General features: G+C 64.2%; 22 protein-coding genes and 1 tRNA gene. 9 read left to right on the top strand and 14 right to left on the bottom strand.

Annotated features, from left to right (window positions below):
• Nucleotides 1-37 precede the first annotated feature (37 nt).
• Together EGY25_RS15205 and EGY25_RS15200 are read right to left on the bottom strand one after the other, a co-directional pair.
• Complete coding sequence (locus EGY25_RS15205; RefSeq protein WP_209308106.1) at nucleotides 38-1,531, bottom strand: amidase; 1,494 nt, start codon at nucleotides 1,529-1,531, stop codon at nucleotides 38-40.
• Complete coding sequence (locus EGY25_RS15200; RefSeq protein ID WP_135195858.1) at nucleotides 1,465-3,714, bottom strand: S9 family peptidase; 2,250 nt, start codon at nucleotides 3,712-3,714, stop codon at nucleotides 1,465-1,467. Before EGY25_RS15200 ends, EGY25_RS15205 begins: the two co-directional genes overlap by 67 nt.
• A 109-nt stretch (nucleotides 3,715-3,823) precedes the next feature.
• Here EGY25_RS15200 and EGY25_RS15195 point away from each other — a divergent pair, with 109 nt between their 5' ends.
• Together EGY25_RS15195 and EGY25_RS15190 are read left to right on the top strand one after the other, a co-directional pair.
• On the top strand, nucleotides 3,824-4,639 hold the full coding sequence (locus EGY25_RS15195) for a ferredoxin--NADP reductase (RefSeq protein ID WP_135195857.1): 816 nt from the start codon (nucleotides 3,824-3,826) through the stop codon (nucleotides 4,637-4,639).
• A 40-nt stretch (nucleotides 4,640-4,679) separates the two neighbouring features.
• Nucleotides 4,680-5,012 (top strand): chorismate mutase, encoded by a 333-nt coding sequence (locus EGY25_RS15190; RefSeq protein WP_135195856.1) that lies wholly within the window; start codon nucleotides 4,680-4,682, stop codon nucleotides 5,010-5,012.
• Nucleotides 5,013-5,286: 274 nt separating this feature from the next.
• Here EGY25_RS15190 and EGY25_RS15185 read toward each other — a convergent pair whose 3' ends face one another.
• Both EGY25_RS15185 and EGY25_RS15180 read right to left on the bottom strand, forming a co-directional pair.
• Entirely contained in the window at nucleotides 5,287-5,640 is a 354-nt protein-coding gene (locus EGY25_RS15185) for an Hpt domain-containing protein (RefSeq protein WP_135195855.1), read from the bottom strand.
• Nucleotides 5,640-7,052: an amino acid permease gene (locus EGY25_RS15180; protein ID WP_135195854.1), complete on the bottom strand. Its 1,413-nt coding sequence runs from the start codon at nucleotides 7,050-7,052 to the stop codon at nucleotides 5,640-5,642. The genes EGY25_RS15185 and EGY25_RS15180 overlap by 1 nt, the downstream gene beginning before the upstream one ends.
• Before the next feature lie 156 nt (nucleotides 7,053-7,208).
• Between EGY25_RS15180 and EGY25_RS15175 the strand changes: the two genes are divergently transcribed.
• The 3 genes from EGY25_RS15175 (at nucleotide 7,209) to EGY25_RS16975 (ending at nucleotide 8,933) form a co-directional block, all read left to right on the top strand.
• Nucleotides 7,209-7,284, top strand: a tRNA-Lys gene (locus tag EGY25_RS15175).
• Between the two features lie 739 nt (nucleotides 7,285-8,023).
• Nucleotides 8,024-8,830, top strand: coding sequence for an AraC family transcriptional regulator (locus EGY25_RS15165; protein WP_280643962.1), 807 nt, complete (start codon nucleotides 8,024-8,026; stop codon nucleotides 8,828-8,830).
• A complete protein-coding gene (locus EGY25_RS16975) occupies nucleotides 8,781-8,933 on the top strand; it encodes a helix-turn-helix domain-containing protein (RefSeq protein ID WP_432417382.1) in 153 nt (50 codons plus the stop codon). Before EGY25_RS15165 ends, EGY25_RS16975 begins: the two co-directional genes overlap by 50 nt.
• Nucleotides 8,934-9,025: 92 nt before the next feature.
• On the opposite strand, the gene EGY25_RS15160 is transcribed toward EGY25_RS16975, so the two are convergent.
• On the bottom strand, nucleotides 9,026-9,427 hold the full coding sequence (locus EGY25_RS15160) for a nuclear transport factor 2 family protein (RefSeq protein WP_135195853.1): 402 nt from the start codon (nucleotides 9,425-9,427) through the stop codon (nucleotides 9,026-9,028).
• Between the two features lie 470 nt (nucleotides 9,428-9,897).
• Between EGY25_RS15160 and EGY25_RS15155 the strand changes: the two genes are divergently transcribed.
• On the top strand, nucleotides 9,898-10,938 hold the full coding sequence (locus tag EGY25_RS15155; RefSeq protein WP_245159496.1) for an NAD(P)H-dependent flavin oxidoreductase: 1,041 nt from the start codon (nucleotides 9,898-9,900) through the stop codon (nucleotides 10,936-10,938).
• A 146-nt stretch (nucleotides 10,939-11,084) separates the two neighbouring features.
• On the opposite strand, the gene EGY25_RS15150 is transcribed toward EGY25_RS15155, so the two are convergent.
• Entirely contained in the window at nucleotides 11,085-11,435 is a 351-nt protein-coding gene (locus EGY25_RS15150) for a MerR family transcriptional regulator (protein ID WP_135195851.1), read from the bottom strand.
• A gap of 77 nt (nucleotides 11,436-11,512) precedes the next feature.
• On the opposite strand from EGY25_RS15150, the gene EGY25_RS15145 reads away from it, so the two are divergent.
• Nucleotides 11,513-12,361: an SDR family NAD(P)-dependent oxidoreductase gene (locus EGY25_RS15145; RefSeq protein WP_167762588.1), complete on the top strand. Its 849-nt coding sequence runs from the start codon at nucleotides 11,513-11,515 to the stop codon at nucleotides 12,359-12,361.
• Between the two features lie 172 nt (nucleotides 12,362-12,533).
• Here EGY25_RS15145 and EGY25_RS15140 read toward each other — a convergent pair whose 3' ends face one another.
• The 8 genes from EGY25_RS15140 to EGY25_RS15105 form a co-directional block, all read right to left on the bottom strand.
• A complete protein-coding gene (locus tag EGY25_RS15140; RefSeq protein WP_135195849.1) occupies nucleotides 12,534-13,442 on the bottom strand; it encodes an SDR family NAD(P)-dependent oxidoreductase in 909 nt (302 codons plus the stop codon).
• Nucleotides 13,443-13,495: 53 nt separating this feature from the next.
• Entirely contained in the window at nucleotides 13,496-14,704 is a 1,209-nt protein-coding gene (locus EGY25_RS15135; protein ID WP_167762587.1) for an AGE family epimerase/isomerase, read from the bottom strand.
• Between the two features lie 127 nt (nucleotides 14,705-14,831).
• A complete protein-coding gene (locus EGY25_RS15130; RefSeq protein WP_135195847.1) occupies nucleotides 14,832-15,743 on the bottom strand; it encodes an ROK family protein in 912 nt (303 codons plus the stop codon).
• Nucleotides 15,740-16,948: a Gfo/Idh/MocA family protein gene (locus EGY25_RS15125; RefSeq protein ID WP_135195846.1), complete on the bottom strand. Its 1,209-nt coding sequence runs from the start codon at nucleotides 16,946-16,948 to the stop codon at nucleotides 15,740-15,742. The genes EGY25_RS15130 and EGY25_RS15125 overlap by 4 nt, the downstream gene beginning before the upstream one ends.
• The gene (locus EGY25_RS15120) at nucleotides 16,945-17,394 is read right to left on the bottom strand and encodes a MerR family transcriptional regulator (RefSeq protein ID WP_167762585.1); all 450 of its coding nucleotides are present in this window, start codon (nucleotides 17,392-17,394) and stop codon (nucleotides 16,945-16,947) included. The genes EGY25_RS15125 and EGY25_RS15120 overlap by 4 nt, the downstream gene beginning before the upstream one ends.
• A gap of 40 nt (nucleotides 17,395-17,434) precedes the next feature.
• On the bottom strand, nucleotides 17,435-18,805 hold the full coding sequence (locus EGY25_RS15115; protein ID WP_167762584.1) for an MFS transporter: 1,371 nt from the start codon (nucleotides 18,803-18,805) through the stop codon (nucleotides 17,435-17,437).
• A gap of 142 nt (nucleotides 18,806-18,947) precedes the next feature.
• Nucleotides 18,948-20,549 (bottom strand): AMP-binding protein, encoded by a 1,602-nt coding sequence (locus EGY25_RS15110; protein ID WP_348521872.1) that lies wholly within the window; start codon nucleotides 20,547-20,549, stop codon nucleotides 18,948-18,950.
• A 17-nt stretch (nucleotides 20,550-20,566) separates the two neighbouring features.
• Complete coding sequence (locus EGY25_RS15105) at nucleotides 20,567-22,744, bottom strand: TonB-dependent receptor (RefSeq protein WP_135195843.1); 2,178 nt, start codon at nucleotides 22,742-22,744, stop codon at nucleotides 20,567-20,569.
• A gap of 128 nt (nucleotides 22,745-22,872) precedes the next feature.
• Between EGY25_RS15105 and EGY25_RS15100 the strand changes: the two genes are divergently transcribed.
• Nucleotides 22,873-23,751, top strand: coding sequence for an alpha/beta fold hydrolase (locus EGY25_RS15100; protein ID WP_348521871.1), 879 nt, complete (start codon nucleotides 22,873-22,875; stop codon nucleotides 23,749-23,751).
• A 43-nt stretch (nucleotides 23,752-23,794) separates the two neighbouring features.
• On the top strand, nucleotides 23,795-24,976 hold the full coding sequence (locus tag EGY25_RS15095; protein WP_135195841.1) for a lipid-transfer protein: 1,182 nt from the start codon (nucleotides 23,795-23,797) through the stop codon (nucleotides 24,974-24,976).

Below are 24,976 nucleotides of genomic sequence, written 5' to 3'. Positions count from 1 at the left end.
TCATGCCGCAATCCCTCGCGGCCGCCCCGAACCGATGTCACGGACGAACGACAGGCGGCGGCCGCCGCGCCTGCGTCGCCTGTTCGAAGGCGTAACCCAACGAAAGGATGCGTGCGTCCTCCCACTTCCCGCCGAGGAAGCTCAAGCCCACCGGCATCCCCCGATCAAAGCCCATCGGGACGGTCAGGTGCGGATAGCCGGCGACGGCGGCCAGCTGGCTGGCCGAGCCCTCCATGTCATCCTCGTCCTTGGGATCGTTGGTCCAGGCCCGCGAAGTCGTCGGGGCGATCAGGGCGACCAGGGCATTGTCGCGCATCAGCCGGTCGATCCCCTCCGGTCCCGCCAACCGCAGCGATGTCGCGCGCGCCTCCATGTAATCAGCCGCCGTCAGATCCCCCATCGCCTGAGCGCGCTCGAAGATGTCCTGACCGAACAGCACCGTCTCGCGCGGTTCGGCAGCATTGAAGGCGATCACGTCGGCCAGGGTGCGGGTGCGGACCTGTTCCGGGTCGGTCGAGGCCAGATAGGCGTTCAGGTCGTGCTTCAGCTCGTACAGCAGCACCTTGAACTCGGCCGCTCCGATGACCCGACCATCCGGCCCCTCCGGCAGGTCGACCAGCACGGCGCCCGCATCGCGCAGGGCTTGCAGGTTCTGCTCGAACACAGCCTGGGTCTCGGCCGAATACCCCTTCAGGAACCGCATCACCCCGATCCGTGCGCCGCGCAGAGAACCGGCGTCCAGCCCGGCGGCGTAGTCCACCTTTCGCGCGTCGGCCTCGACCGTTGCTGGATCGGCCGGATCGGACCCGGCGATGACCGTCAGCACCTTGGCGGCATCCCGGACCGTCGTCGCCATCGGCCCGGCCGTATCCTGGGAATGGCTGATCGGCACGATATGGGTCCGCGACACCAGGCCGACGGTGGGCTTGAACCCGACCACGCCGTTGACCGAGGACGGACAGGTGATCGACCCGTCCGTCTCCGTCCCGATGGCGACCGGCGTCAGGCCCAAGGCCACCGCCGCCCCGCTGCCTGACGACGATCCGCACGGCGTGCGCGCGGGATCATAGGGGTTCAGCGTCTGCCCGCCGACCGCGCTCCAGCCGCTGATCGAGTCCGAAGACCGGATGTTGGCCCATTCCGACAAATTGGTCTTGCCGACGATCACCGCCCCGGCGGCCCTCAAACGGGCGACGAGAGGCGCATCCCGACCCGGCGCATTGCCGGCCAAAGCCAGCGAACCGGCCGTGGTCGGCATGTCGGCCGTCTCGATATTATCCTTCAGCAAGATCGGCATACCGGAAATCGCCGACGCGCCCCGGCTGGGCGAGGTCTCGGTCCAGCGCAGCACCGCATGGGCGGCGTTGTTCGCCCGCCCCGTCGCGACCACGGCGGACGCGGACGGATAGGCGCCCTGCCCGGCCGCGCAGCCCGCAAGGGCCAGCGCGGCCGCAGCGGCCAGGATCAGTCGGCGGCTGGTTCCGCCCGCTCGCCGATCGTGCGGTCCAGGAAGTCGAGATAGGTGCGCCATTGCTGAAGTTGCCTCGGTTCGCCGCGGACGCCGTGTCTCTGGCCGGGATAGAGCATCATTTCGAACGGCATGCTCTTGGCCTGGAGGGCGTCGATCACGCGCGTCGCATTGCCCAAGATGACATTGTCGTCGGCCATGCTGTGCAGGATCAGCAGACGGCCGGTCAGGTCGTCCAGACGCGGCAGGACGTCGGTGGCGGCATAGCCTTCAGGATTGTCCTGGGGCGTGGACATGTAGCGTTCGGTGTAGTGGGTGTCGTACAGGCTCCACTCGGTCGGGGCGGCGCCGGCCAGGGCCGAGGCCAGACCGGCCTCGGGCTCGGTCACGGCCAGCAGGCTGAGGAAGCCGCCGAAGCTCCAGCCCATCATGGCGATCCGGTCCGCATCGACATAAGGCAGTGTCTTCAACCATTTGGCGGCTAAAGTCTGATCCTCGACCGCAGGAATGCCCAGACGGCGATAGATGCTGGTCTCGAAGGCCTGGGACCGGTCGCCCTCGCCGCGATTGTCGACCCGGAAGACGATATAGCCCGCCTCGGTCAGCAATTGGTTGGTCAGGGGCTGCCAGCTCTTCTGCACGCCCGCGCCGGTGCCGGGGCCGCCATAGACCTGCATCACCACAGGATATTTCTTGGACGGATCGAAGTCGGGCGGTGTCGTCATGCGCCAGACCAGGGTCTGGCCGTGGCTCTGCATCGTACCGAACTCGGGCGCCCGCAGCCGCGAGACGTAGGGGGTGAAGGGGTGTGCAGCGTCGAGCCTGTTCTCCTCGATCCAGCGCACGCGCGTCCCGTCGATCCGGTACAGAGCCGATTGCGTCGGCGTCGCCGGATCGGAATAGTTGCCGACATAGGCCGTCGCCGGCCCGTTGACCGAAACGCTCCACCAGCCGCCGCCCGGCGTCACCGCGACCGGATCGACCGTCCGGTTCAGACTGGCCCGGAACATCTGCTGTTCGATCGGCAGTTCCTCGCCGTCGCGCATCGAGGCGGTGAAATAGACGTCGCCGGTCTGTTCGTTGACGCCATCCAGATGCTTGACCGGATAGTCGCCGCGCGTGATCGCCCGCAGCCGCCGCCCGTTACGGTCGTACAGATACAGGTGCCGCCAGCCGCTGTCCTCGTTGGACCAGATGAACCGGCCGTCGGCCAGCACGCGGAAGTCGTTGTTCAGATCGACCCAGGCCGAGGCCTTCTGGCTCAGGATCACGCGCGAGGCGCCGGTGGTCGGATCGACGCTGAGCAGGTCCAGCGTCTTCTGATCGCGCGACTGGCGCTGGACATACAGGGTCTTGCCGTCGCCGGCCCAATCGACCCGCGCCAGATAGATGTCGGTATTGGAGCCCAGGTCCACCTTGACCCGTCCTCCCCCCTGCAGATCGCGGACATAGAGTTCGACCACCGCATTGGGGCGGCCGGCGCGGGGATAGCGCTGCTCGACCATGGTCGCGCCGGCGCCGGTGATCTCGAAGCGCGGCACGATGTCCACCGGGCTTTCGTCGACGCGGGTCAAGGCGATGTAGCGTTCGTCGGGGCTCCACCAATAGCCGGTGTCGCGGTCCATTTCCTCCTGGGCGATGAACTCGGCCGTGGCCCAGGTGATCAGACCGGCGCCGTCGTCGGTGATCGGCGTCTCCTGGCCGCTGGCCAGATCATAGACGACCAGGTTCTGGTCGCGGACATAGGAGACATAGCTGCCCTTGGGCGAGACCTTGGCGTCGATCTCGTCGGCGGGCGTCTCGGTCAGGCGGCGCACCTCGCCGTCCGCCCGATTGGCCAGGAAGATGTCGCCTTCCAGCGGCGCCAGGATATAGCGCCCCTGCTGATCCCACGAATATTCGACCACGCCGCGCGCGCTGATCCGCATCCGCTCGCGCCGCGCCTTCTCTGCCTCCGACAGCTCGCCCGCGTCGGGAACCAGCGCCCGCGCGTCGATCAGCTTGTAGGGTTCGCCCTCGCCGGTGGGCGCGGCCCACAGGTCCTGAACGTCCACATTGTCTTCGCGCGAGCGCAGGAAGGCGACCAGTTGCCCGTCCGGCGACAGGCTGACGCCTTTGGCCACCGGGCCGTTCAGGCTGGGGCTGGAAAACACCCGCTCGGGCGTCAGGATGTTGGACGGCGTCTCCTGGGCGAGTGCGGAACCGGCCGACAGAAGGATGGTCGAAGCAAGAAGGACTGTGCGCATGGTCGGTGACGCTAGCGGCCCTTCTGCAAGCCGTCACGAGGAAAAGTCGTCGTCTAACGAAAGGCTTTTCCTTCCCTGCGAGCGGGTCTCAGATTAGAGAGACCGCACCATGACCGACGCCGCCCTCTCCCCCGCTCCCGTGAAAGCCAGCCCGTTCAATGAACTGGAGGTTCTGTGGGTCCGCCATTGGACTGACAGCCTGTTCAGCTTCGGCGTGAAACGGCCCGAGGACTTCCGCTTCCGCTCGGGCGAGTTCGTCATGATCGGCCTGCCGGGCGAGGATGGCGGCAAGCCCGTCCTGCGCGCCTATTCCATCGCCAGCCCCTGCTGGGCCGAGGAGCTGGAGTTCTTCTCCATCAAGGTCGCCGACGGCCCCCTGACCTCGCGCCTGCAAAAGATCGTCGCCGGCGACACGGTCCTGATGGGCAAGAAGCCGACCGGCACCTTGGTTCTGGACGCCCTGACCGGCGGGGAGCGGCTGTTCCTGATCGGCACCGGCACGGGGTTGGCGCCGTGGCTCAGCGTCGCGCGCGATCCCGACACCTATGCCCGCTTCGGCCATGTCTATGTGATCCACACGGTCCGCAGCGTCGCCGACCTGGCCTATCGCGACTTCTTCACCCGCGAAATCCATGACGATCCCCTGGTCGGCGAAGAGGCTCAGGCCCAGTTGACCTATTATCCCACCGTCACGCGCGAGGATTTCGAAACGCCCGGCCGGATCACCGACCGCATCAAGTCCGGCGACTTCTTCCGCGACCTGGGCCTGCCCGAGGGCTTCGATCCCGCCCGCGACCGCGCCATGCTGTGCGGCTCCATGGCTATGATCAAGGAAGCCGGCGAACTGCTGGAGACCTATGGGCTGAAGGAAGGCTCCAACGCCGAACCCGCCGACTATGTGCTGGAACGCGCCTTCGTCGGCTGACGTCTTGGCTTGCGCGGCCTGAGCGGCTAACCCCACCGCCATGCACCACCCTGCTCTTGTCGCCGTCGACGCCCGCGTCGATCCCGCCGAATGCCAGTCGATGGCCGATGTCCGCCAGGGCGTCGATGCTCTCGACCGCGCCCTGGTCGCCCTGCTTGCCGAACGCCAGCGCTACATGGACGCCGCCGCCCGAATCAAGCCCGACCGCGACGCCGTCTTCGACCAGGCCCGCATCGACGACGTGGTGGCCAAGGTTCTCGTCGCCGCCGAGGCCCATCACCTGTCGCCCGAAATCGCCGAACCCGTCTGGCGCCTGATCATCGACCGCTGCATCGCCCACGAGTTCGCGACCTACGACCGGACTCGCAGCTAGGTCAGCGCACGTCAGCCATCCTATCGGCGCGGGAAGTTCGACCTGATTTCAGAGTGTTGAGCCGCGGCAGCGTCAATCGACCTGGCGCCGCTTCCGGGCGCCGTATAATGGCTGTCCGATCTTTGACATCGCTGCGCGCCTTGCCTGCCGAATTGCACTTTCTTGCACTTTGCACGCGTTTTCGGAGTGAAGTGCAATTTCGGCGTCCGCTGAAGTTGGACTCGTTTGGACACTTGGACTGTTTTTTCCGAGTCCAACTTTCACCCCGACGGCCTCAGGCTTTGAGGCCCCGCAGCATCAGTTCGTGGCGATAGGCGGCGACATCCGCCAAGGCCGCCTGAAGCGCATCGCGAACCCGCTCCAGCGCCGGCGCGGCCAGCGTCTGGTCCGCGCCCTCCGCCTCGGCGCAGATCGCCGCCAGGTCTCGCGCGCCGATGCCCGCCGCCGCGCCCCGGATCGTGTGAACCCCGTCGCGCCAGCCCTCGGCCTTGGGATCCAGCATGACGGACCACAGGCCGGCCTGCTGGACGAACAGGCCCAGCACCTCCTCGTTGATGGCGTCATCCCCGCCCGTCATGCCGTTCAGCACGGCGAAATTCACCGCGCCGGTCAGATCGCGCAACGCCATCAGGCCGCCGTCTCCTCGCCCTTGGCCAGGCGCGAGTTCTTGGACGACCAAAGCAGATAGATCGCCACGCCGATCACATTCCAGACCAGGAAGCCGATCTGCGTCACCGGCTTCAGGCTCAGGAAGAAGACGATGCAGCCGATCACGCTGACTGCGCCCACGACCGGCCACAGCGGCGCCTTGAACACCCGCTTGCGGCCGGGCTCGCGGATGCGCAGCACGATCAGGCACACCCCGACCGAGCAGAAGGCCGCCAGAGTGCCGGCGTTTGCCAGGGACGCCAGCTCGTCCAGCGGAAGCAGCCCCGCCAGGATCGCCACCACCACGGCGGTGAACACCGTCACCACCGCCGGCACGCCCCGGCTGGACACCTTGGCCAGGCGACGCGGCAACAGGCCGTCGCGCGCCATGCCCAGGAAGATGCGGCTCTGACCGAACAGGAAGGCCAGCAGCACGGTCGGAAGCGCGATCACCGCTGCCGCCGCGATCCACTGGGCCGCCGTCCCCTGCCCCATCTCACGCAGAATCAGCGCCAGGGGCTCTGGGCTGCTGGCGAAGCTGGCAACCGGCCGCGCGCCGATCGCCGCCGCCGCCACGACCAGATACAGCGCCGTACAGATCAGCATGGAGCCGACGATGCCTATGGCCAGGTCGCGCTCGGGCTTCTTGGTCTCCTCCGCCGCCGTCGAGATGGCGTCGAACCCATAGAAGGCGAAGAAGATGATCGCCGCCGCCGCCATCACCCCCGTCTGGACGAAGGGCGCGCCGAAGCCGTTGGGCATGAAGGGCGTGAAATGCTCGGGCTTGAACGCCGGCAGGGCAATGGCCACGAACACCACCAGCGCCGCGATCTTGATCAGCACCAGCACCGCGTTCAGCGTCGCGCTCTCCTTGGTGCCCAGCAGCAGCAGGCCCGTCACTACGCCGATGATGGCCACGGCCGGCAGGTTGATGATCCCGCCTGCGTGCGGCCCGGCGACCAGCGCCAGCGGCAGGTCGATCCCCAGCCCGCTGAGAAACCCGACGGCATAGCCGGACCAGCCCACCGCCACGGCGCTGACTACCAGCGAATATTCCAGGATCAGGCTCCACCCCACGACCCAGGCGATCATCTCGCCCAGTACGGCATAGGAATAGGTATAGGCGCTGCCCGCCGTCGGCATCATGGTAGACAGCTCGGCATAGGCCAGGGCCGCGCAGGCGCAGACCAGTCCCGCCAGGCCGAAGCTGATCATCACCGCCGGCCCCGCCAGCCCCGCCCCCACGCCGATCAGCGTCAGAATGCCGGTCCCGACGATGGCGCCCACGCCCAGCGCCAGCAGGTGCGGCCAGCTCAGCGTCGGCTTCAGACGCGGTCCGTCGTGCGGCGCCATCATGACATCGATTGATCGACGCCGGTTCCAGAAGGCCATGAAGCTCGCTCCCCCGCCGCTTGCCGCGGCTGATTCCACGGGGACCATACCCCGCCGAAGAAAGTTTGCGAAAGCGCTTGCCAACCCCCGAACCGCTGGGTAGTAGGAGCGCCCTTCGGCAAGGCCTCTGGTCCCCGAAAACGCAGACGATCGGTCGGGTGATTAGCTCAGTTGGTAGAGCAGCTGACTCTTAATCAGCGGGTCGTAGGTTCGAACCCTACATCACCCACCATCGTCTTATTGATTTCATTGCATATTTAGGCAGACGAACCGAGCGCCTATCGTAAGGCTATCCTTTAGGACGGCTATTAGGACGGTGGTTAGGACGGTGGATTACGGTCGGCGTTGCCTGACGATCTGGCCGTCGCGACCCCGGCACTGTTCCGACCGTAAGCTCGCGGATGGTCGGAGATGACACCGCCACTCAAACTAATGCCCCTCGCTTCCGAATCGGAGGCCTCTGATGGCGGCGCACATGGCAAACTCAACTGACTCCCCTGCACGCTCTCGCTATCTGAGGACGCCCGAAGCAGGCCACTTTCTGGGCCTTTCAGGGCGAACCCTTGAGAAACACCGCACGTACGGAACTGGACCGACCTACCGAAAGATCGGAGGTCGAGTGATCTATGCAGTGCACGACTTAGAAGCTTGGGCAGATCTCGGTCTACAGAACTCGACTGGGGAGCCCAGGAGTCAGATCCGAGCCGCTAAGCCACAGGATGGAGGACGTGCCGCGATTTGAGGCGCGGCGTTTGAAATATGCCCACTCGATGGTTCGATTGCTCATAAGGCTCAGTCGCTCCGGCGATGAGTTCGCGTCGGTTCATTGCGCATTTCCTTCAACGCGGCGGCAAACTTCATGGTCCGCCCAGTGGCCTAGGACTAGGCTGGCGCTTTGGGACGATGGATGACACAATCACCGTGATGCATGACTAACGTCCGGCAACGCGCCTGTTGGCGGCGCCGACCCCCTGACACGCATGCTCCGGTCTCTTCGGCTGGAGGGCCTGGAGTACGGCAGACGGCGCCTGCCAGGGGGATGGGCGTACAGCTTCCCCGAAAAAGACAATGCGTACTTTCATTTCATTGGAGAAGCTTCCTGCTGGCTGCTTGCGCCAGGCGGGAAATGGGTCGAGCTTCAATCGGGTGACGCCATCCTGCTGCCGCGCGGCGACGCCCACGTCCTAGCCAGCGCGCCCGACGCGAGCCAACCCCCATTCCCGGCATGGCAGTGCCGTCCGTTGTGGGAGGACCGATACGAGCCTGATGCTGCTCACGCGCCGGATGAAGTGATCCTCTTCTACGGATCGATGCGTTTTAATCTCGATCGTTCGCACCCTTTGTTTCGCGGCATGTCGCCGGTCCTACACGCGCGGGCGTTGATCGGATCGGAGTGTCTCATTTCGCCGCTGCTCGATGCACTCGCCGCTGAGATGGTAAGCTACCGCGTCGGGGCAGCAGGAATTGCAGCACGATTAGCCGACGTTCTTGCCGTCCAGATCATCCGCTCATGGATGGAAAGCGGAGCATCGAGCGAAGGCGCCTGGATCAGGGCGGCAAGACAGCCAAGGATTGGCGAAGTCATCGCCGCGATCCATGACAATCCCGGTGGGAATTGGTCGGTCGCGAGCCTTGCCGCGATCGCAGGCATGTCGCGTTCCGCCTTCGCTACAGCCTTATTCCGATATCTTGGGGGACACACCCGCACGTTACCTGACGGAGGTTCGGATGCAGCAGGCAAAGCAGTGGATCGCACAGGACAGTGCCCGCATCGCTGAAGTCGCCGAGCGCTTGGGTTACGATTCAGAGGCGTCATTCAGTCGAGCGTTCAAACGCGTCATGGGCGCGTCCCCAAGTCGCTATCGTGTGACCAAGGGCTGAAACGCCGGGACACGACTTTTCCGCCGGCAGTTATCGTGTGTCATCCTGCAGGACACGCGACCTGGATGTGAGCGTCGGTGGTTATCACGCGATCAGGCAAGATTTCCCAAGTCCGGCGCATAGCGCTCGCCTTCGACATCTAAAATCTGCAGGGCTCCCCCGATGCTGTGAACGATGGCGGCGGAAAAGCTGTCTTCGTACAAGAAGTAGTTGCTGATCAGGCCGTCAGAAAAGTCGAAACGGAACGCGATTTCCCATGTGCCGGTTCGACCCGTCTTTGGGCTTTCGGCGTGAACGGTAGCGAACCCCACGACGGTATCGTCATCGGCAACCCAGCGCTCGATACCATCGACGCGACTGATTTGGGCTGCGCCGAGGCGTCGCTGATAAACTTTCACAGCCTCACAGCCGCGATGGTTGCCCGACCAGGGAATAGCCGATGAAGGATGAGGCGAAGCTGCCGATATAACTGTGTAATTGACGTCAACCGCCATGGTTCGTCAATCACGGATAGGTCGCCGAAAAGTACTCCGTCTATATATTTCTTTGCGACGGCGAGGTTTTGTTTCGATCGGTCGGACATCATGGCTCCTTAAGCGGATCGCCGACGTGCGCGCCCGTTTGGAGGCATGCTTCACGAAGAGCCGATCACAGTCTCTACTGTTCTACGAGGCGGCGGTCCGTCCATGATCTAAAAGCCGTTTTTATATGCCGTTTGTCTCGCCAAGTCCGGCTGCGCCACTTTTTCCGCGGCCGCAGCCCACACCGCTACCCCCGCCCGAAGCCGCCTTTCCGCTTCGGGTGCAGGAAGCTCATCTGCAATGCAGCCTGGACGTCCGGTTTCCACCCTCAACAGCCATAGGCGGCGTCTGCTTGTGTGCGACGCGATCAAAGCACTGATGTCAACCTCGCAAGCCGACCCATTGCTGTCATTGGGCTAAGCTCCCAAATCAGGATTATGACCTTGTTCGATCAAATGGGGCTCCGGCTGCCCATCATCCAGGCTCCAATGGCAGGGGTCTCCACTCCCAAGATGGCGGCTGCAGTCAGCAATGCCGGGGCGCTGGGTTCCATTGGTGTCGGCGCGACGAATGCCGCCGGCGCGGCGGGGATGATCGATGATGTTCGCCGGCTCACCGATGCCGCTTTCAACGTCAATGTCTTCGTTCACAATGCGCCGTGCCGTGATGCTGACCGCGAGGCGTCTTGGCTGACTGCAATGGGCCCCTTGTTTGAGGAGTTTGCTGTCGCGCCGCCATCTTCTCTCACGACGATCTATAGGAGTTTCGCCGACGATGATGACATGCTGCGCGTGTTGATCGAGCGAGCGCCTCCTGTTGTCAGCTTCCACTTCGGTTTGCCGGAAGAGGCAAAGGTGACGGCGCTGCGGCAGGCGGGATGCGTCTTGATCGCCACGGCGACCAGCCCGGGAGAAGCCCTCGCTGCGAAGAAGGCTGGCATGGACGCCGTTGTGGCCCAAGGATTTGAAGCCGGGGGGCACAGGGGCGTGTTCGACGCCGCCGGTGATGATGCACAGTTAGGAACACTCGCGCTCACGCGGCTCTTGGTGGCGAAGGCCGGATTACCTGTCATCGCCGCTGGCGGGATCATGGATGGACAGGGCGTAAGAGCGGTCCTGGACCTCGGGGCGACAGCGGCCCAACTGGGGACGGCGTTCATTGCCTGCCCGGAAAGCGCGGCTGATGACGCGTATCGCGCAGCGCTACAGAGCGACGCCGCTCACTATACCACAATGACAAACGCTATCTCGGGGCGGCCTGCACGTTGCCTACGAAACCGCTTCACCATTTGGGCCGAGAGCGCCATTGAAGTCACGCCCGACTACCCTGTCGCCTACGACGCAGGAAAGGCCGTGAACGCAGCCGCCAAGAAAATGGGCGAGGGTGGCTTTGGCGCGCAGTGGGCCGGTCAAGGCGCTCCCCTGTCCCGATGCATGGGCGCTGCCGAACTCGTTCAGACGCTCGAACGCGAACTTATAGGCTAGATCTGCTTCGCAGCTAAAGCGGATCTGGGGATTGTCCGCTTTCCGGCAGGATGCCCAAGCCGGTTCACCGGTCGATCTGTGCTGCTGGGCCGTCATCCACGGCTCAGCGTCGCGATCCCCGGCTCAACCCTCTCAGGCCGCCCTAGTCATACAGCGCACTGTAACTCGACGAGAAGGGTCGCAATGGCCTTCTTTTTAGCTAAAGCGGCCTCGATCAGCCGGTCGATCTCCGCTTCTTTCTGCTGAAGTGCCGCGACCAGCATCGAGGGCGATGGCGTCGCCCCGTTAGGGTCGGGCATGCCTCTTTTGATTTCAGCCAGCGAAAAGCCCAGGCGCTGAGCCTGGTCCAAGAACCGGAGGGCATCGGCAGCATCAGCGCCATAGCTTCTATAACCATTGGCGGCGCGCGGCGCCTGCGCGAGCAGTCCGCGCGCCTCGTAGAAGCGTATCCGGGAAATGGATATCCCGGTTTGTCTCGCCAGCTCACCAATACGCATAAACGTCTTGACCCTCGATCTAGGTCGAGGGTTCATACCCGTGCTCGACGAGGATACCAGCCGAAAAGGCAAAAGAGTTGAGCGCAAAGACAATCATCATCACTGGAGGCACGTCCGGCATCGGACTTGCTGCGGCCAGGGCATTCGCTGACCGGGGGCAGCGCCTGATCCTCATCGGGCGTGATGCGGATCGGGGTCGTGAGGCTATCGCCCGTCTAGCCCCCTCACCGGCAGGACCCCACCGTCTGATTTCAGCGGACCTGTCGCTGATGTCGCAAGTGCGGAGCGTCATCATGGACATCGAGGCCACAGAAGAGCGTATCGACGTTCTGGCCAACAATGCCGGCGCCTGGTTTCAACATCGCGCGCTGACGGCAGAAGGCATCGAGCGCACCGTGGCGATCAACCACCTCGCCCCTGTCGCGCTGACCCTCGGCCTGAAACGCCTGCTGCTGGCGGCTCCGGCCGCCCGCGTCGTGAACACCGGGTCGTTCGTCTACAGGCAGGCGCGATACGATCCGGATAATCTGCAAGCGGAGAAGCACTTCTCGACCAACGCCACATACGCGGCGACTAAGCTCTACAATCTGATGGTCACCCGTGCCCTGGCCAACCGTTGGCTGGATACGGGGATCACCCTCAACTGCTTCAGCCCCGGCTTCGTCGCCACGGAGTTCGGCCGCGGAGAAAGCGGCCTGCTCGAACCTCTTTATCGCTTCACCCGGCTGTTCGCGATCCCCCCGGAGAAGGGCGCCGCCACACTCATTCATCTCGCTGATACCGCCGTATCGGCAGGCATCAGCGGAGCTTATTTCGAGAAACGCCGCCGCCGCGATGTCCGCGGCCCTGCCGCAGACTTGGATCTGTGCGAGGCTCTGTTGGACTGGAGCGTCCGCTTCACCGGTTTCGACGCGAGAACGGTTTGATCGTTAGTCGGACACGCCCGCCTCAGTTTACGGGACGTGGAAACGCCGATGGCGGCCCGCAGTCTCGACATCAGCAACTGCTGGACCATCAGGTCGGGCTTCCGTGTCGGCGCAGATCCGGCCTGGGTGGCTGCCGCCATCTGAGATTTAGTCGGGCAGTCCCCGGGTCCAACTACCCTCCATGCGCCTTCTTGGCCTTGGTCAGTTCGATCATGCCCTGAGCGATGCCCATCTCCGGAACGATCTCGCCGGTGCGGTCCGAGATGGCGTCGAAGCGGGCGGCGACCTGTTCGGGCGCATCCTCGCCAGTAATGAACGCTCCTTGCGTCAAGGTGACATAGGCGCGTTCGAATCCGCCGGCCCCGGCGGCCAGGATGGCGCGGCTGGGGGCGTCGCGGCTGACCAGATACAGCAGGCCCGGCGTGACCAGGGCAGGAGACAGGGCCTCCAGCGGAAGCGCCGCGCCCAGATCCTCGGTCATGCGGGTGTGGGCGGTGGGCGCCAGGCAGTTGACGCGGATGTCGTTCTTGGCCCCCTCGATCGACAGGGTCTGCATCAGGCCGACCAGGGCCATCTTGGCCGCGCCATAGTTCGACTGTCCGAAGTTGCCGTACAGGCCTGACGACGAGGTGGTCATCACGATCCGGCCGTAGTTCTGCCCCCGCATGATCTCCCACACCGCCTTGGTGCAGTTGACCGCCCCCATCAGGTGGACATCGACGACGAAGCGGAAATCCTCGATCTCCATCTTGGCGAAGCTCTTGTCGCGCAGGACGCCGGCGTTGTTCACCAGGATGTCGATCCGGCCCCATTTCGCCATGGCCTGATCGACCATGGCCTGGACCGCCGCATAGTCCGTGACGGAGGCGGCATTGGCGATGGCCTCGCCGCCGGCCGCCTCGATCTCGGCGACCACGGCCTCGGCGGCGCTGGCCGATCCGCCCGAGCCGTCGCGGGCCCCGCCCAGGTCGTTGATCACCACCCTGGCCCCGCGCGCCGCCAGCGCCAGGGCGTGCTCGCGCCCCAGGCCGCCGCCCGCGCCCGTCACGATCGCCACCTGTCCGTCGAACCGCATCGTCATACCCCGTTCTTCGATTAACTGTTATAAATCCGCAGGCTTGCGTGACCGGCGCTTCATGCCAACTCAACAGCAGGCAACGGCCTCTTAAGGAGGCCCCTCAGAGTGTCGCGCGTCTGAATGTATGAAGCCACGATGTGGTAAAGCGAGCTGGCCGGCGCAGGCTCATCTAAGAAACTCTTAGATTCAAACATTTTGTCACGCCACACGCCGTGTTCCATCAAGTAGCTCAAAAGCGCTCTTAGGGCGAGACTTGCTTGACTTATGAATTCATTCTGATGGTGACTATCGCAGTGAGATGCAAAAAACATTGAGGCCTTGAGCCATTCGGTCTGAGGCCACAATCTCGCGCGCGACAGGCGTAAAGAACCATCATCATTCATCTCATCGACGGCCACGCGACGGCTCGGATCGACCCCTTTCAGGCCCGCCGCGTAGATGCGTCGCGCGTCATCGATGACGTTTTGGTCAGCACGCGCTTGGCCGTAGCGTGCCAGGAGCCAAGCCCACTCAAATTGATGACCTGGCTCCACAAGACGACCATCAAGGCCGTCCGCCGGCGACCAGTCCGCCTCAAAGAATTCTCGAATGTATCCGCCTTGACGGTCGATGAAACGGGTCTGTGCCAGGCGCACGATCTGATCGGACATGAGCCGCCAGCCTGGATCACGCCCCGCCTCTTCCCAAGCGAGAGACGCTTCGAGAAGGTGCATGTGCGCGTTGGATTGATAGGGGTGGGCGCCAGCCTCCCGCATGCCGCCTTGGATGTCGGCCGCCTCACAAAGTCCGTCACGCAAGGCGACAGCGTCGCGCTCGAAAATGGTAGAGCCATAAGCCCGCGAGATGCTCGCCAGAGCGAGCAGATAGAAGGCCTGGTCATATAGGTAGGCCGTCTCATCGAGCGTCTCCCCCCCATACGCTACGCGCGTGCGCATCAGTCCGTCGGATCGTAGGAAGACCTCATTTAGACGCTTGAGACCCATCTCGATCGCCGGCCTCCACGGACCATTCCAACCGCACCGTCCCGCCTCAGCGAAGACATACAGTTGCCGGGCCTGAACCCGTGCACGACGAGGCTCGACAAGTCGGCGGCCATCTTGGCCCAGGCGTTCTTCAAATGCCCCGACCGCGTTGAGCCCTAGCGTGCACCAAACCGGCAGCGCCGCTTGCCGAAGCCATGTTGTCAACGCGGCTGCGTCTGCGAGGAGTTCCTCATCAAAGCCTTCCGAAGAGTGCGAGACAAGTCCATGTTCGGGCAAACTCATCGGATGGCGCTCAACATCTGCTGTTGTGGAGCGAGGCTTGCTGGTTGGCCCACCCAATCCCGATTTTCGCGCCATGTCGTCGAAACTGACGGCGCTGTTCCTTGGCGACGATCGTTCGTTCTCTTATTCATGATCTGATCTTCCCAGGGTCGGATTGGGAGGCGGTCCGGGCCATGATCAACGCGCCTTCGAGCCCTGCATGCTCAAGCGCAGCGGCAATGATGTAGGGCGAACTTTCCGCCACGGCCGACGCGCCGTAGTCGTTGAGCTCCAGCTTCATCCGAGCTTCGATCTCGGGCAGAAGCTCCGGCGTGGACATGACCCCGCCGCCCATGATGATCTTTTGAGGCGACCATGCCAGGAGAAGCGATGCGGCGAGCTGACCGAGGTAGTCGCAGACGATCGCACGCACCTCCGGCGTCTCATCAAGACGCCGTCCCCCAAGGCGCACTGCCAGCGCTGGACCTGCCGTCAGCCCTTCCACACAATCTCGGTGGAAGCGACAGGTGCTCGGGTGCGCATCGCCCTTGGCGCGCCTGACGGGAAGGTGGCCGATCTCGGGATGCAGTCCGCCTTTTAGCGTCCGTCCATCCATTACGAGCCCCCCGCCAATGCCGGTTCCGATGGTGACGTAGGCGACGCTGTGAAACCCGCGACCCGCGCCCAGGGCGTGTTCGGCGAGCGCCGCAGCGTTCACATCCGTGTCGATGACGACAGCGGCCTTGAGGCGCGTTTCAAGAGCACGCATCAGATTGAAACCCGTCCAGCCCGCCTTGGGCGTGGCCAGCATACGGCCGAAATCGGGAGAGGCCGGATCGACGATGACGGGGCCGAAGCTCGCGACGCCGACCCCTCCAATTTGCGCGCCGACAGGAAGCGCGGCCTGGATCGTCGCGACTAGGGTGTCCACAACCCGTTCCGGTGTCACAGTCGGAAATCGCGTCTCGGTCAGAGTGCGACCCGTTTCGTCGATCACACGACACACGATCTTCGTGCCGCCGGTTTCAATCCCGACCAGCACCGATGGAGGAGACGTCATGGGATGGGCTCGGACAGCGGGGCCGGCCTAGCGACGCGAGACGTGACGGATCGATCGCCGCCATGTTCCGCGCAGGCCTCGAGCGCAAGAAGGATTTCAAGCACGTGAGCGGCAAGCCGGCCGCTGACGCGGGGTTCACGCTGCTCGCGTATCGCGCGGACCAGTTCGATCAGACCCAGCCCGCGTCGGTCTCCCAAGATCGGTGGTGACGTCGGGCCGATCGGCTGACCGGTCGCCGGATGCAGCCCGGCTTCGATCGTCTGCATCGCGTTCACGATGGTCGCGGCATCGAGAGGCCCGGTTCCGCCGGGTTCGCCGGCGATGGTCGTCCAATCGCCCTGCCCGCGCCCAAGACTGACCTCACCCCCGAAAGCGTTCGGATCGGGACATGCCAAGGTGCCGGTCTCGCCGTAGAGTTCGATCGGCGGACGACGATGCTGGCGCACGTCCCAGGACAGGGTCAGCGCGACGTTCGCTCCGCTCTCGAACAGGAGGACGCCGTTGACGGTCGTGCAGACCTCGACCTGGATGGTCTGGCCCGCACGGGTCGGGCTGGTGACCGTGCGCTGGGCGCGTGGCGATGATCCGATCGCTGCGACCCGTTCGACCGGCCCCAACAGGTTGATGAGTTGGGTGACCGCATAAGGACCGATGTCCAGCAAAGGCCCGCCGCCCCGACCGTAGAAGAAGGCGGGGTTCGGATGCCAATGTTCCATGCCGCGTGACGCCATGGTCGCCGCCCCGCCGACGATCTTGCCCACAACGCCATCGTCCAGCAGCTTCCGGGCCGCCTGGTGGCCAGGCCCCAGGAAGGTGTCCGGGGCGCAACCGATCTTTAGTCCCAGCCTATCCGCCAGCGCGATCAGCTCGTGGGCATCCGATAACGAAGTCGCGAACGGTTTCTCGGTGTAAAGATGCTTGCCTGCCTCAAGGACGGCGCGGCCGATCTGATGGTGAAGTTCCGGCGGCGCGAGGTTCACCACCACCGAGATCTCGGGATCGGCCAGCATGGCTTCGGTGGTCATAGCCAGACCGCCATACCGCTGCGCCTGAGCGGCGGCAGAGACCATGGTTCGGCTCGACACGGCCTTGAGCCGCAGTTCGGGCGAACGACTTATCGTGCCGAGATAAGCATGACTGACCATGCCGGCCCCGATCACACCGATCGCAGGCAGTGATGGATCTTTTTTCAACACTTCAATCATCCGAAGCGGTGCGCCCGCGCAGGCTGCGCCGCGAGGCGCGGCAATCCGAGCGGCAGGCTGTCGTCGCCGTCAAGAAATCGACGAAGAGAAACCAGCCGAGATGACATTTCGGTCGCTTGCCGTTCCAGTTGTTGGCGCAGCACTAGAACGCGCGTCGCTTCGGGAATTGCGTCGTCCATGAAGGCGCGGATATCCGCGATCGCGACGTCCATGCTCCTGAGCTGGACAACGAGATGCGCGATGTCGCTCTGGCGGGGCGTGAACAGGCGCTCACCCTGACGCGTCCGGCTCGAACAGATCAGGCCCTCGTCTTCGTAATGGCGCAAGGCCCGTTGCGTCACCCCGCATGACCGGGCCAGATCGCCGATGCGGGTCGCCGCGACGCCTGCGCGATCCCGGCTGGCGTTCACAGGGCGCCTGGAGCCCTCGTCGGCGAGACTGCGCAAGTCGCAGCTTCCGCCCCGCTCTACTCCCAGATGGGCGATTTCATTCATCCAGGCCACCATTCATCTTACCCGGCGAGGTTTCTGCAAGCTTGTCGAGGGATGAAGGCGGTAAAGGCGCGTTGACCATCGCGACCCAGATGCCGATCAACGAAATGATTCCGGTCACCACGCCCAACCAGGCGAGCGCCATGCCCAGACTACCGGGTCCGGAGATCACGGAGCTGATCCACCCGATGACGACAGCGGTCACCGGTCCACCAATGACCGTGCCGACGATCTTCAACGCGGCCAAGCAAAGCGCGCGTTCTTCATTCGGGATAAGGACGGCAATGGCTGCGTTGTTGACCAGGCCCACGATCACACCTCCGATGAGCAGGGCGAATAGCACCCAGGCAAAACCGCCGACCGTCGGCATAATCGGATACAGGCTGGCGGGGATGCTGAGCGCGGTGGCGATCAAGGCAGGCAACAGGATGCCGCCGCGCATCTTCAGCTTGTGTCCCGCATCGGCGGCGAATCCGCCGATCACGGATCCGATGATGCCTGACGCCAGGATCACAACACCAACCCAGGCGCCGAACTGGCCCGGCGTCTGATTATACTGTCGGATCAGCACCGAGCCCATCCAGATCGCGGCAGCGCCTTCGGCCATGCCACCCGCGAAGTTGCCGATAAACAGCGGTCCAAGGAACGCCTTTTGTCGCCAGAAGGCTCGCAGCGCCTCGCCCACCGAGGGGTTGGGATTGGCGACCTCGTGGCGTTTAGGTTCCTTCATCAGGAACAGAGGCAAGACACACAACGCCGATCCAATCCCGACCAGCAGGTGGGTCTGACGCCACGCCGCCATATCCGGAAATGCTGTCAGAGGGTGGGCCTCAAGATAGCCGAACAAGGTTCCACCGATGGCAAAGGCCGCCGCCGCGCCGGCCCAGGCGCCGACAGAGACAACCAACATGGAGCGCCCGCGACGCTCGGGAGCACAGACGTCGGCGAGGAGGGAAATGAGGACTGGAAAGGCGGTACCGGCCCCGATGCCGGAGATCAGTCGGGCAGCGAACAGGCCATAAAAATTCTCGACGAAGGCCATGCCTATCGCCCCTAGCGCCCACATTGACGCCAAAAAGATCAGCAGGCGCGTGCGTGTCCCATGGTCCACCATCCAGGCGACCGGCAGAGCCAGGAGGGTGGCGGGAATGGCCCCCGCCACGCCAACGACCAGCCCAAGCTGGAGATCGTTCAGACCCAGGTCCGCCTTGGCCGCTTCCTGTAGCGGTGCAAGGATGCCGCCGACCGTCAGGGCCGAGAATATGGTCAGCGTCAGGAGCCATATCACGCTCCACTTGGTCTTTCGGAAAACGCTCGAAGCAGGCGTCGCAGGCCCCGAGTCCGGGTCGATCGGCACGGTTGTCATTAAGCTGTCCTCTGACACGGGCGCCGGGCCCGGTTTGATTAGGTGCTGCTGCTGAAAAGGGTCTCGGTCCTGGGCCCGTCGATGGCCTGACCGGCGCATCTTGCGGCGGCTTCAGGCTGCGACCGAAGGCTGCCGATCATCCCTATGCGCCCCCGTAGACAGCGCGGAGCCGGGTCTTGTCGATCTTGCCTGTCGCCGCCAACGGCATGCTCGGCACACTGACGATCCGGTCCGGGATCCACCAGTCGGCCACCCGCCCCTTCAGCGACGCCACGACGGCCGCCTGGTCCACGTCTTGCCCCTGACGCGGTTCGATCACCATCAGGGGACGCTCGCCCCATTTGTGATCGGCGCGACCGATCACCGCCACCAGGGCGACATCGGGAAGCGCGCCGACAAGACCTTCCATCTCGACGGGATTGATCCACTCACCCCCCGACTTGATCAGGTCCTTGGATCGACCCGCGATCGTGAGAGCGCCCTGATCATCGATGACGGCCAGATCGCCGGTGTCGAACCAACCCTCCTCGTCAAGCGCAGGCGCCTCGGCGTCGAGATACTGACGCAGCACGCTATGGCCGCGCACCTTGAGGTGACCCTCGACGTTCCGTTGCTCCGACAAGGGACTGTTGTCAGCATCCGTCAGCCGGATATCGAGGCCCATCGGCACCTGGCCCGAAGCCCGCGCGGCGCGAGGCTGGGTTGACGGCGGAGAGATGGTTCCCAAGGGCGACAGTTCGGTCATGCCCCAACTCGTCTGGACCGTGACGCCGAGACGATCCTCGATCCGCTGCAACAAGGCGTCGGGACAACTGGCGCCGCCGAGCGCCACCCGCTTGAGGCTTGGAAGCGCCTCGCCTGTCGCATCGAGATGATCCAGCAGACCCAGCCACACGGTCGGCACGCCGGTCGCGACGGTTACATTGTGGCGCTTGATCAGTCCTGCCAACGACGCGCCGTCGGTGTGACGGCCCGGCAGAACCATCGCCGCCCCGACCGCCGGCGCGGCGAAAGGGATGCCCCAGGCGTTGGCATGGAACATCGGCACGGCGACCAGGATGGTATCCGCCGCCGTCAGGGCGAGCGTGTCCGCCTGCATCATCCGCAGCGTGCTCAGATAGTTTGCGCGGTGGGTGTAGAGGACACCCTTGGGTGCGCCGGTGGTGCCCGAGGTAAAGCATAGACCGGCGGCCGCGCGCTCGTCGAAGTCACCCCAATCCACGGGGCGGCCCTGGGTTGAGAGAAGGTTTTCCAGGCCGATCCGGTCACCGCGGCCCCCGTCCCCGCGGCTGTCATCCCCCTCCCCGTCGAGGATGACGACCCTTTCCAGCCTTGGACAGGCTTCGACCAGTGCGTCGGTCAGGGTGGCCAGCCCGCCCCCGACAAACAGCACCCGATCATCGGCCTGATTGACCATGGCCGCGAGTTGCGCCGCCGTCAGACGCGGATTGAGGGTGTGGCAGACCATCCCCACGCCCATGGCGGCATACCAGACCTCCAGATGGTGCTGGGTGTTCCACGCCAGGGTTGCGATCCGATCTCCTGGGTTCAATCCGATCGCCAGCAGCGCCCCGGACAGGCGGTTGGCGCGATCTCGCAATTCCCCGTAATGGATGACCGCATCGCTCCCGACCGCACGGCCAGTGATGACGGGCGCCCGACCATGCCACTTGGCGGCATGGTCGAGAAACCGATCGACCGTCAGGCCGTAGTCCTGCATGGACCCTGAAGTATTGCGCGACACCCTGTCGTTCCCCGACACTAAAAAGTTTTCGTCAGACGAACGCCGTACTGGCGCGGCGGACCGGCGTAGCGTTGGCCGCTCTTGACCGCACCGACGTATTCCAGGTCGCCCAGGTTCGTGCCGTAGGCCTGGAGTCGCCAATCCCCCGCCGCATTCTCGTACGTCAGTTGCGCGTTGAAGATGTCTCGCGCCTCCAGACGATCCCCGAGGGCTTCGTTGGCGAAGATGGTGGCCCAGGTCTCCGAGATATGGCTGTAGTCCAGCCGGGGCGTCAGTCGGCCGGACCCGAGAGCGAAGGTATATTCCACCCCGGCGCTGACCGTCAGTTCGGGCGCATACGTCTGGGCGTTGCCACCGACATTCCGGCAGGTCGCCGAAGCCGGGCCTGTCGACGGATTGCAGTTCCCCGTCAGCGGCCCGCGGGCGTCGAGAGCGAAGAAGTCGGGCAGTTCCGAATGGGATACGGAGGCTCCGAGATCGAAGCCGAGATTGCCGAATCGACCCTGAGCGGACGCCTCCAGGCCGTAGATCTCGGTCTTTCCCGTGACGTTGCTGATTGCGCTGGACGTCGGTACGACGGGGTCGCCGAGAATGATCTGGAAATTCTCGTAAACATTGTAGTAGGCGCCCAACTGGGTCCGCAGCCGCCCGTCCAACCAAGTGCTTTTCCAACCCGCCTCATAGTCGAGAACGTCTTCGGATTCGAAAGGCTTGGGCGCCACGAGGGCGAGGTTTGGCCCGTTCAGACCGCCGGCCTTGTGACCTGTCGCGACGAAGGCATAGACGAAGTTGTCCGCATCCAGGGTCCAGTTGACCGCGACCTTGCCGGTCACCTTCTCGTGGCTTGTCCGGTCGTCCTGCACCAGAGACAGTCCCAGCAGCGGGATCGCGGTCAGCCCCCGGTTCTCCGCAGTCGAGCGAGAGTAGCGAGCGCCCACCTGGATCTCCAGCGCATCGGTAAGCTCGTAGGTGATCTGTCCGAAACCTGCGGCGGTGGTCTTGGGATTGTCGCCCTCGGTCGTCAGAGTGACGAGGAAGGGCAAGGGCGGGAACAGCGTCGCGGCGACAGACCGCCCCTGCGGAAACTGCGTCCGGTCATCCTGGTAATAGGCACCAAGGATCCAGCCCAGACGCCCTGTGTCGGGCGAGATCAGGTTCAGTTCCTGTGACAAGATGCGCTCGGTCGCGTAGATTTGGACCGTCTGATTGTTGATTGGCAGCAGGCCGAAGCCGCCGTCCGAATCCGATCGGACCTGGGTCGTGCCGTCCTGATATCCGGTGATCGAGCGCAGCGTCACGCCGTTTTCGAATGTGTAACTGACGTTCAGAACAGACCGGACCGACTCGTCTTTGGCGAGGAAGGGACCATTGGTTCTGATGTTGAACAGCCCGTCGTTCGCGCCGAGCAAGGTGGTCGGATAGCCCCCCAGATCGATGTGGCTGTAATCGGTCTTGAACAGCACGCGCAGAGCGTCGTTCGGCTGCCAGAGAAGGCTGATGCGGGCGCTATTGCTGTCGACTGCACCAGGCTCCCCTAGCGAAGCGGCGCCTTGGATCACGGAGTAGAAGCTGTCGCGGGTCTCGCGATTAGCCGCGAGGCGGATCGCCAACGTGTCGCTGATCGGCAGGTTGACCGCACCGTGAACCCTGATGTTGTCGTAGGTTCCATACTGGGCGCTGACATAGCCGCCGAAGCCGTCAAGATCGGGATTGCGCTGGGTGATGAAGACCGCGCCGCCCGTGGCGTTCTGACCCGCGAAGGTGCCCTGGGGCCCCCGCAGCAGCTCCAGGCTCTGAATGTCATAGAAGGGCTCGTTCTGGAAATAGGCAGGGAAGACCGCCACACCGTCACGATAGGTGACCACGCCGACGCCGATGTTGGAGTTGTTCTCGGTCTTGCCTATGCCGCGGATGTTGAAGCTATTTCCCTGACCTGAATTCTGAACCGTCACGGACGGCATCGAGAACTGAAGGGTCTCGATGTTCGTGACCCCCTTGTCCTGCAGTTGCTCGCCGCTGAGGACTGAGGCCGCCACGGCGGTGGTCTGCAGATTGGTCGTTCGACGCTCCGCCGTAACGACCACTTCCGCAAGCGTCGCCGCCTGCCCCTCCACCACCTGGGTGGCTTGGGCGTGCGCCGCCCCGCTCCCAAGCAAGGCGATGACGGATGTCGTGATCCAAAGCTTTCCAGCCATGATTTTAGCCTCCCTCGATGTCTGCGCTTCCAAAGGCGATCTCCGTCGCCTGCCCGGCCTGTGTTCCACCAAAAAACTGAGCCGTCAACATTCATTAGTGACACAATGAATGTTGACATCGCGACGGGGTGAATGGGAGGGTTGGTTTACTGTGCCGCAGAGCGCCGATCGAGAACGCCGTTCCGGCGACAATAGGAGGAAGACCAGTGCCCTACACATCCAACGGCGGCATCCGTCTCTACTGGGAGGCGCAAGGCGAAGGGCCGCCGATCCTTCTGATCATGGGACACAGCCTTAGTTCGGCCATGTGGTACGCCGCCAAAGAAGGGCTCGGCGATCGCCATCGACTGATCTGGTTCGACAACCAGGGGACAGGACAGAGCGGGTCGCGCCGGCGAACGTCGATCGCGGAAATGACCGCCGACGCCGTGGCGGTGCTCGATGCGGCGGGGGTCGACAAGGCGCACATCTATGGCGTCTCAATGGGCGGGGGCATCGCGCTGGAGTTCGGCGCCCGCTATCCGAACCGCGCCCGCTCACTGATCCTCGGCTGCACCAAGGCCAAGCTGCCGGATGGGCCGCCTCGGGGGAAGTGGAAGGTCAGCGTGATCTATCGCCTGCTGCCGCTGCTCAAACTCTTCGCCAAGCCCGGACCGTTCAAGAACGGTTATGGCGACAACGCGCCCGACGACGCGATCGCCCGAGACAAGGCCATGGGCAAGAATGAAGTCTTCTCGATGCCGGGCGTGATCGCCCAGAGCCATGCCATCATCGACTATTCGATCACGCCTGAAGAGGTCGCGGCGGTGAAGCTGCCGGCCCTCGTCCTGCACGGCGACCAGGATCAGGCGGTGCCCTACGAAGACGGCAAGAGGCTGGCGGAACTCTTGCCCAACGCCCGGCTCGTCACCTTCGAGGGCATAGGCCACAACTATTTCATCGGCGCCGGTGACCGCGCAAATGCCGAAGTCGACCGCTTCATCCAGGCCGTCGAAAAAGCGGCCTAAGCCCTCGGTTCAAACCATCGCCTCATTCGTGCGGAGCACAGACATGTCCAGAACCCTTGTCGCCGGCGTCGGCATGATCCCCTTCGCCAAGCCCGGCCAGAGCGCCGACTGGGACGTCATGGCCGAGCAGGCCATCCGCCTCGCCCTGACCGATGCCGGTGTCGGCTATGAACAGATCCAGCAGGCCTATGCCGGCTACGTCTACGCCGACTCGACCGCGGGACAGTCTGCGCTTTATCGCGTTGGCTGCACGGGCATCCCGATCGTCAACGTCAACAACAACTGTTCCACCGGCTCCACCGCCCTGTTTCTGGCGCGCCAGATGATCGAGGCGGGCGTCGCCGACTGTGTCCTCGCCTTCGGCTTCGAGCAAATGATGCCCGGCGCGCTTGGTGCGGTGTTCAACGACCGCAAGCGGACCCTCGACCATCATCTGACCGTGCAGGAACAAATCCTCGGCTACGACGACACCTCGCCTCTGGTGGCCCAGCAGTTCGGCGGGGCGGGACTGGACTATCAAAGCCGCTACGGCGCGGCCGACGAGGTGTTCGGGATGATCTCGGTCAAGGCGAGACGCCACGCCGCCAACAATCCCATGGCCCTGTTCCGTGATCCCCTCTCGTTGGATGAGGTGATGCAATCGAAACATCTCTACGGCCCCCTCACCCGTTATCAGGCGTGTCCGCCTACCTGCGGGGCCGCAGCGGCCGTGCTGGTCTCGCCGGCTTTCGCGGCTCGGCATGGGCTGGACGCCCGGGTCGAAATCCTCGGCCAGGCGATGACCACCGACTATGCCGACACCTTCACCGGCCGCTCGATGATGAGCGTTGTCGGCTTTGAAATGACGCGCGAGGCCGCTCGCTCGGTCTACGAACAGGCGGGCGTCGGACCCGACGATATCCAGGTCGTCGAGCTGCATGACTGTTTCACCGCCAACGAACTGATCAGCTACGAGGGCCTGGGTCTGTGCGACGAAGGCGAGGCCGAATCCTACATTCGTGACGGCCAGAACACCTATGGCGGGCGCCACGTCGTCAATCCGTCGGGCGGGCTTCTGTCCAAGGGCCACCCGTTGGGCGCCACCGGCCTAGCCCAGTGCTACGAGCTGACCCAACAACTACGGGGGTCCGCCGACCGCCGTCAGGTCGATGGAGTCAGCCACGCCCTGCAGCATAACCTCGGACTCGGCGGCGCGTGCGTGGTCACCCTGTACGGGGTCGCTTGA

The organism is Brevundimonas intermedia (assembly GCF_004614235.1).
GTDB lineage: Bacteria > Pseudomonadota > Alphaproteobacteria > Caulobacterales > Caulobacteraceae > Brevundimonas > Brevundimonas intermedia_A.
The sequence above is the reverse complement of the archived record's forward strand: the minus strand, read 5'-3'. Positions and strand labels throughout refer to the sequence as shown.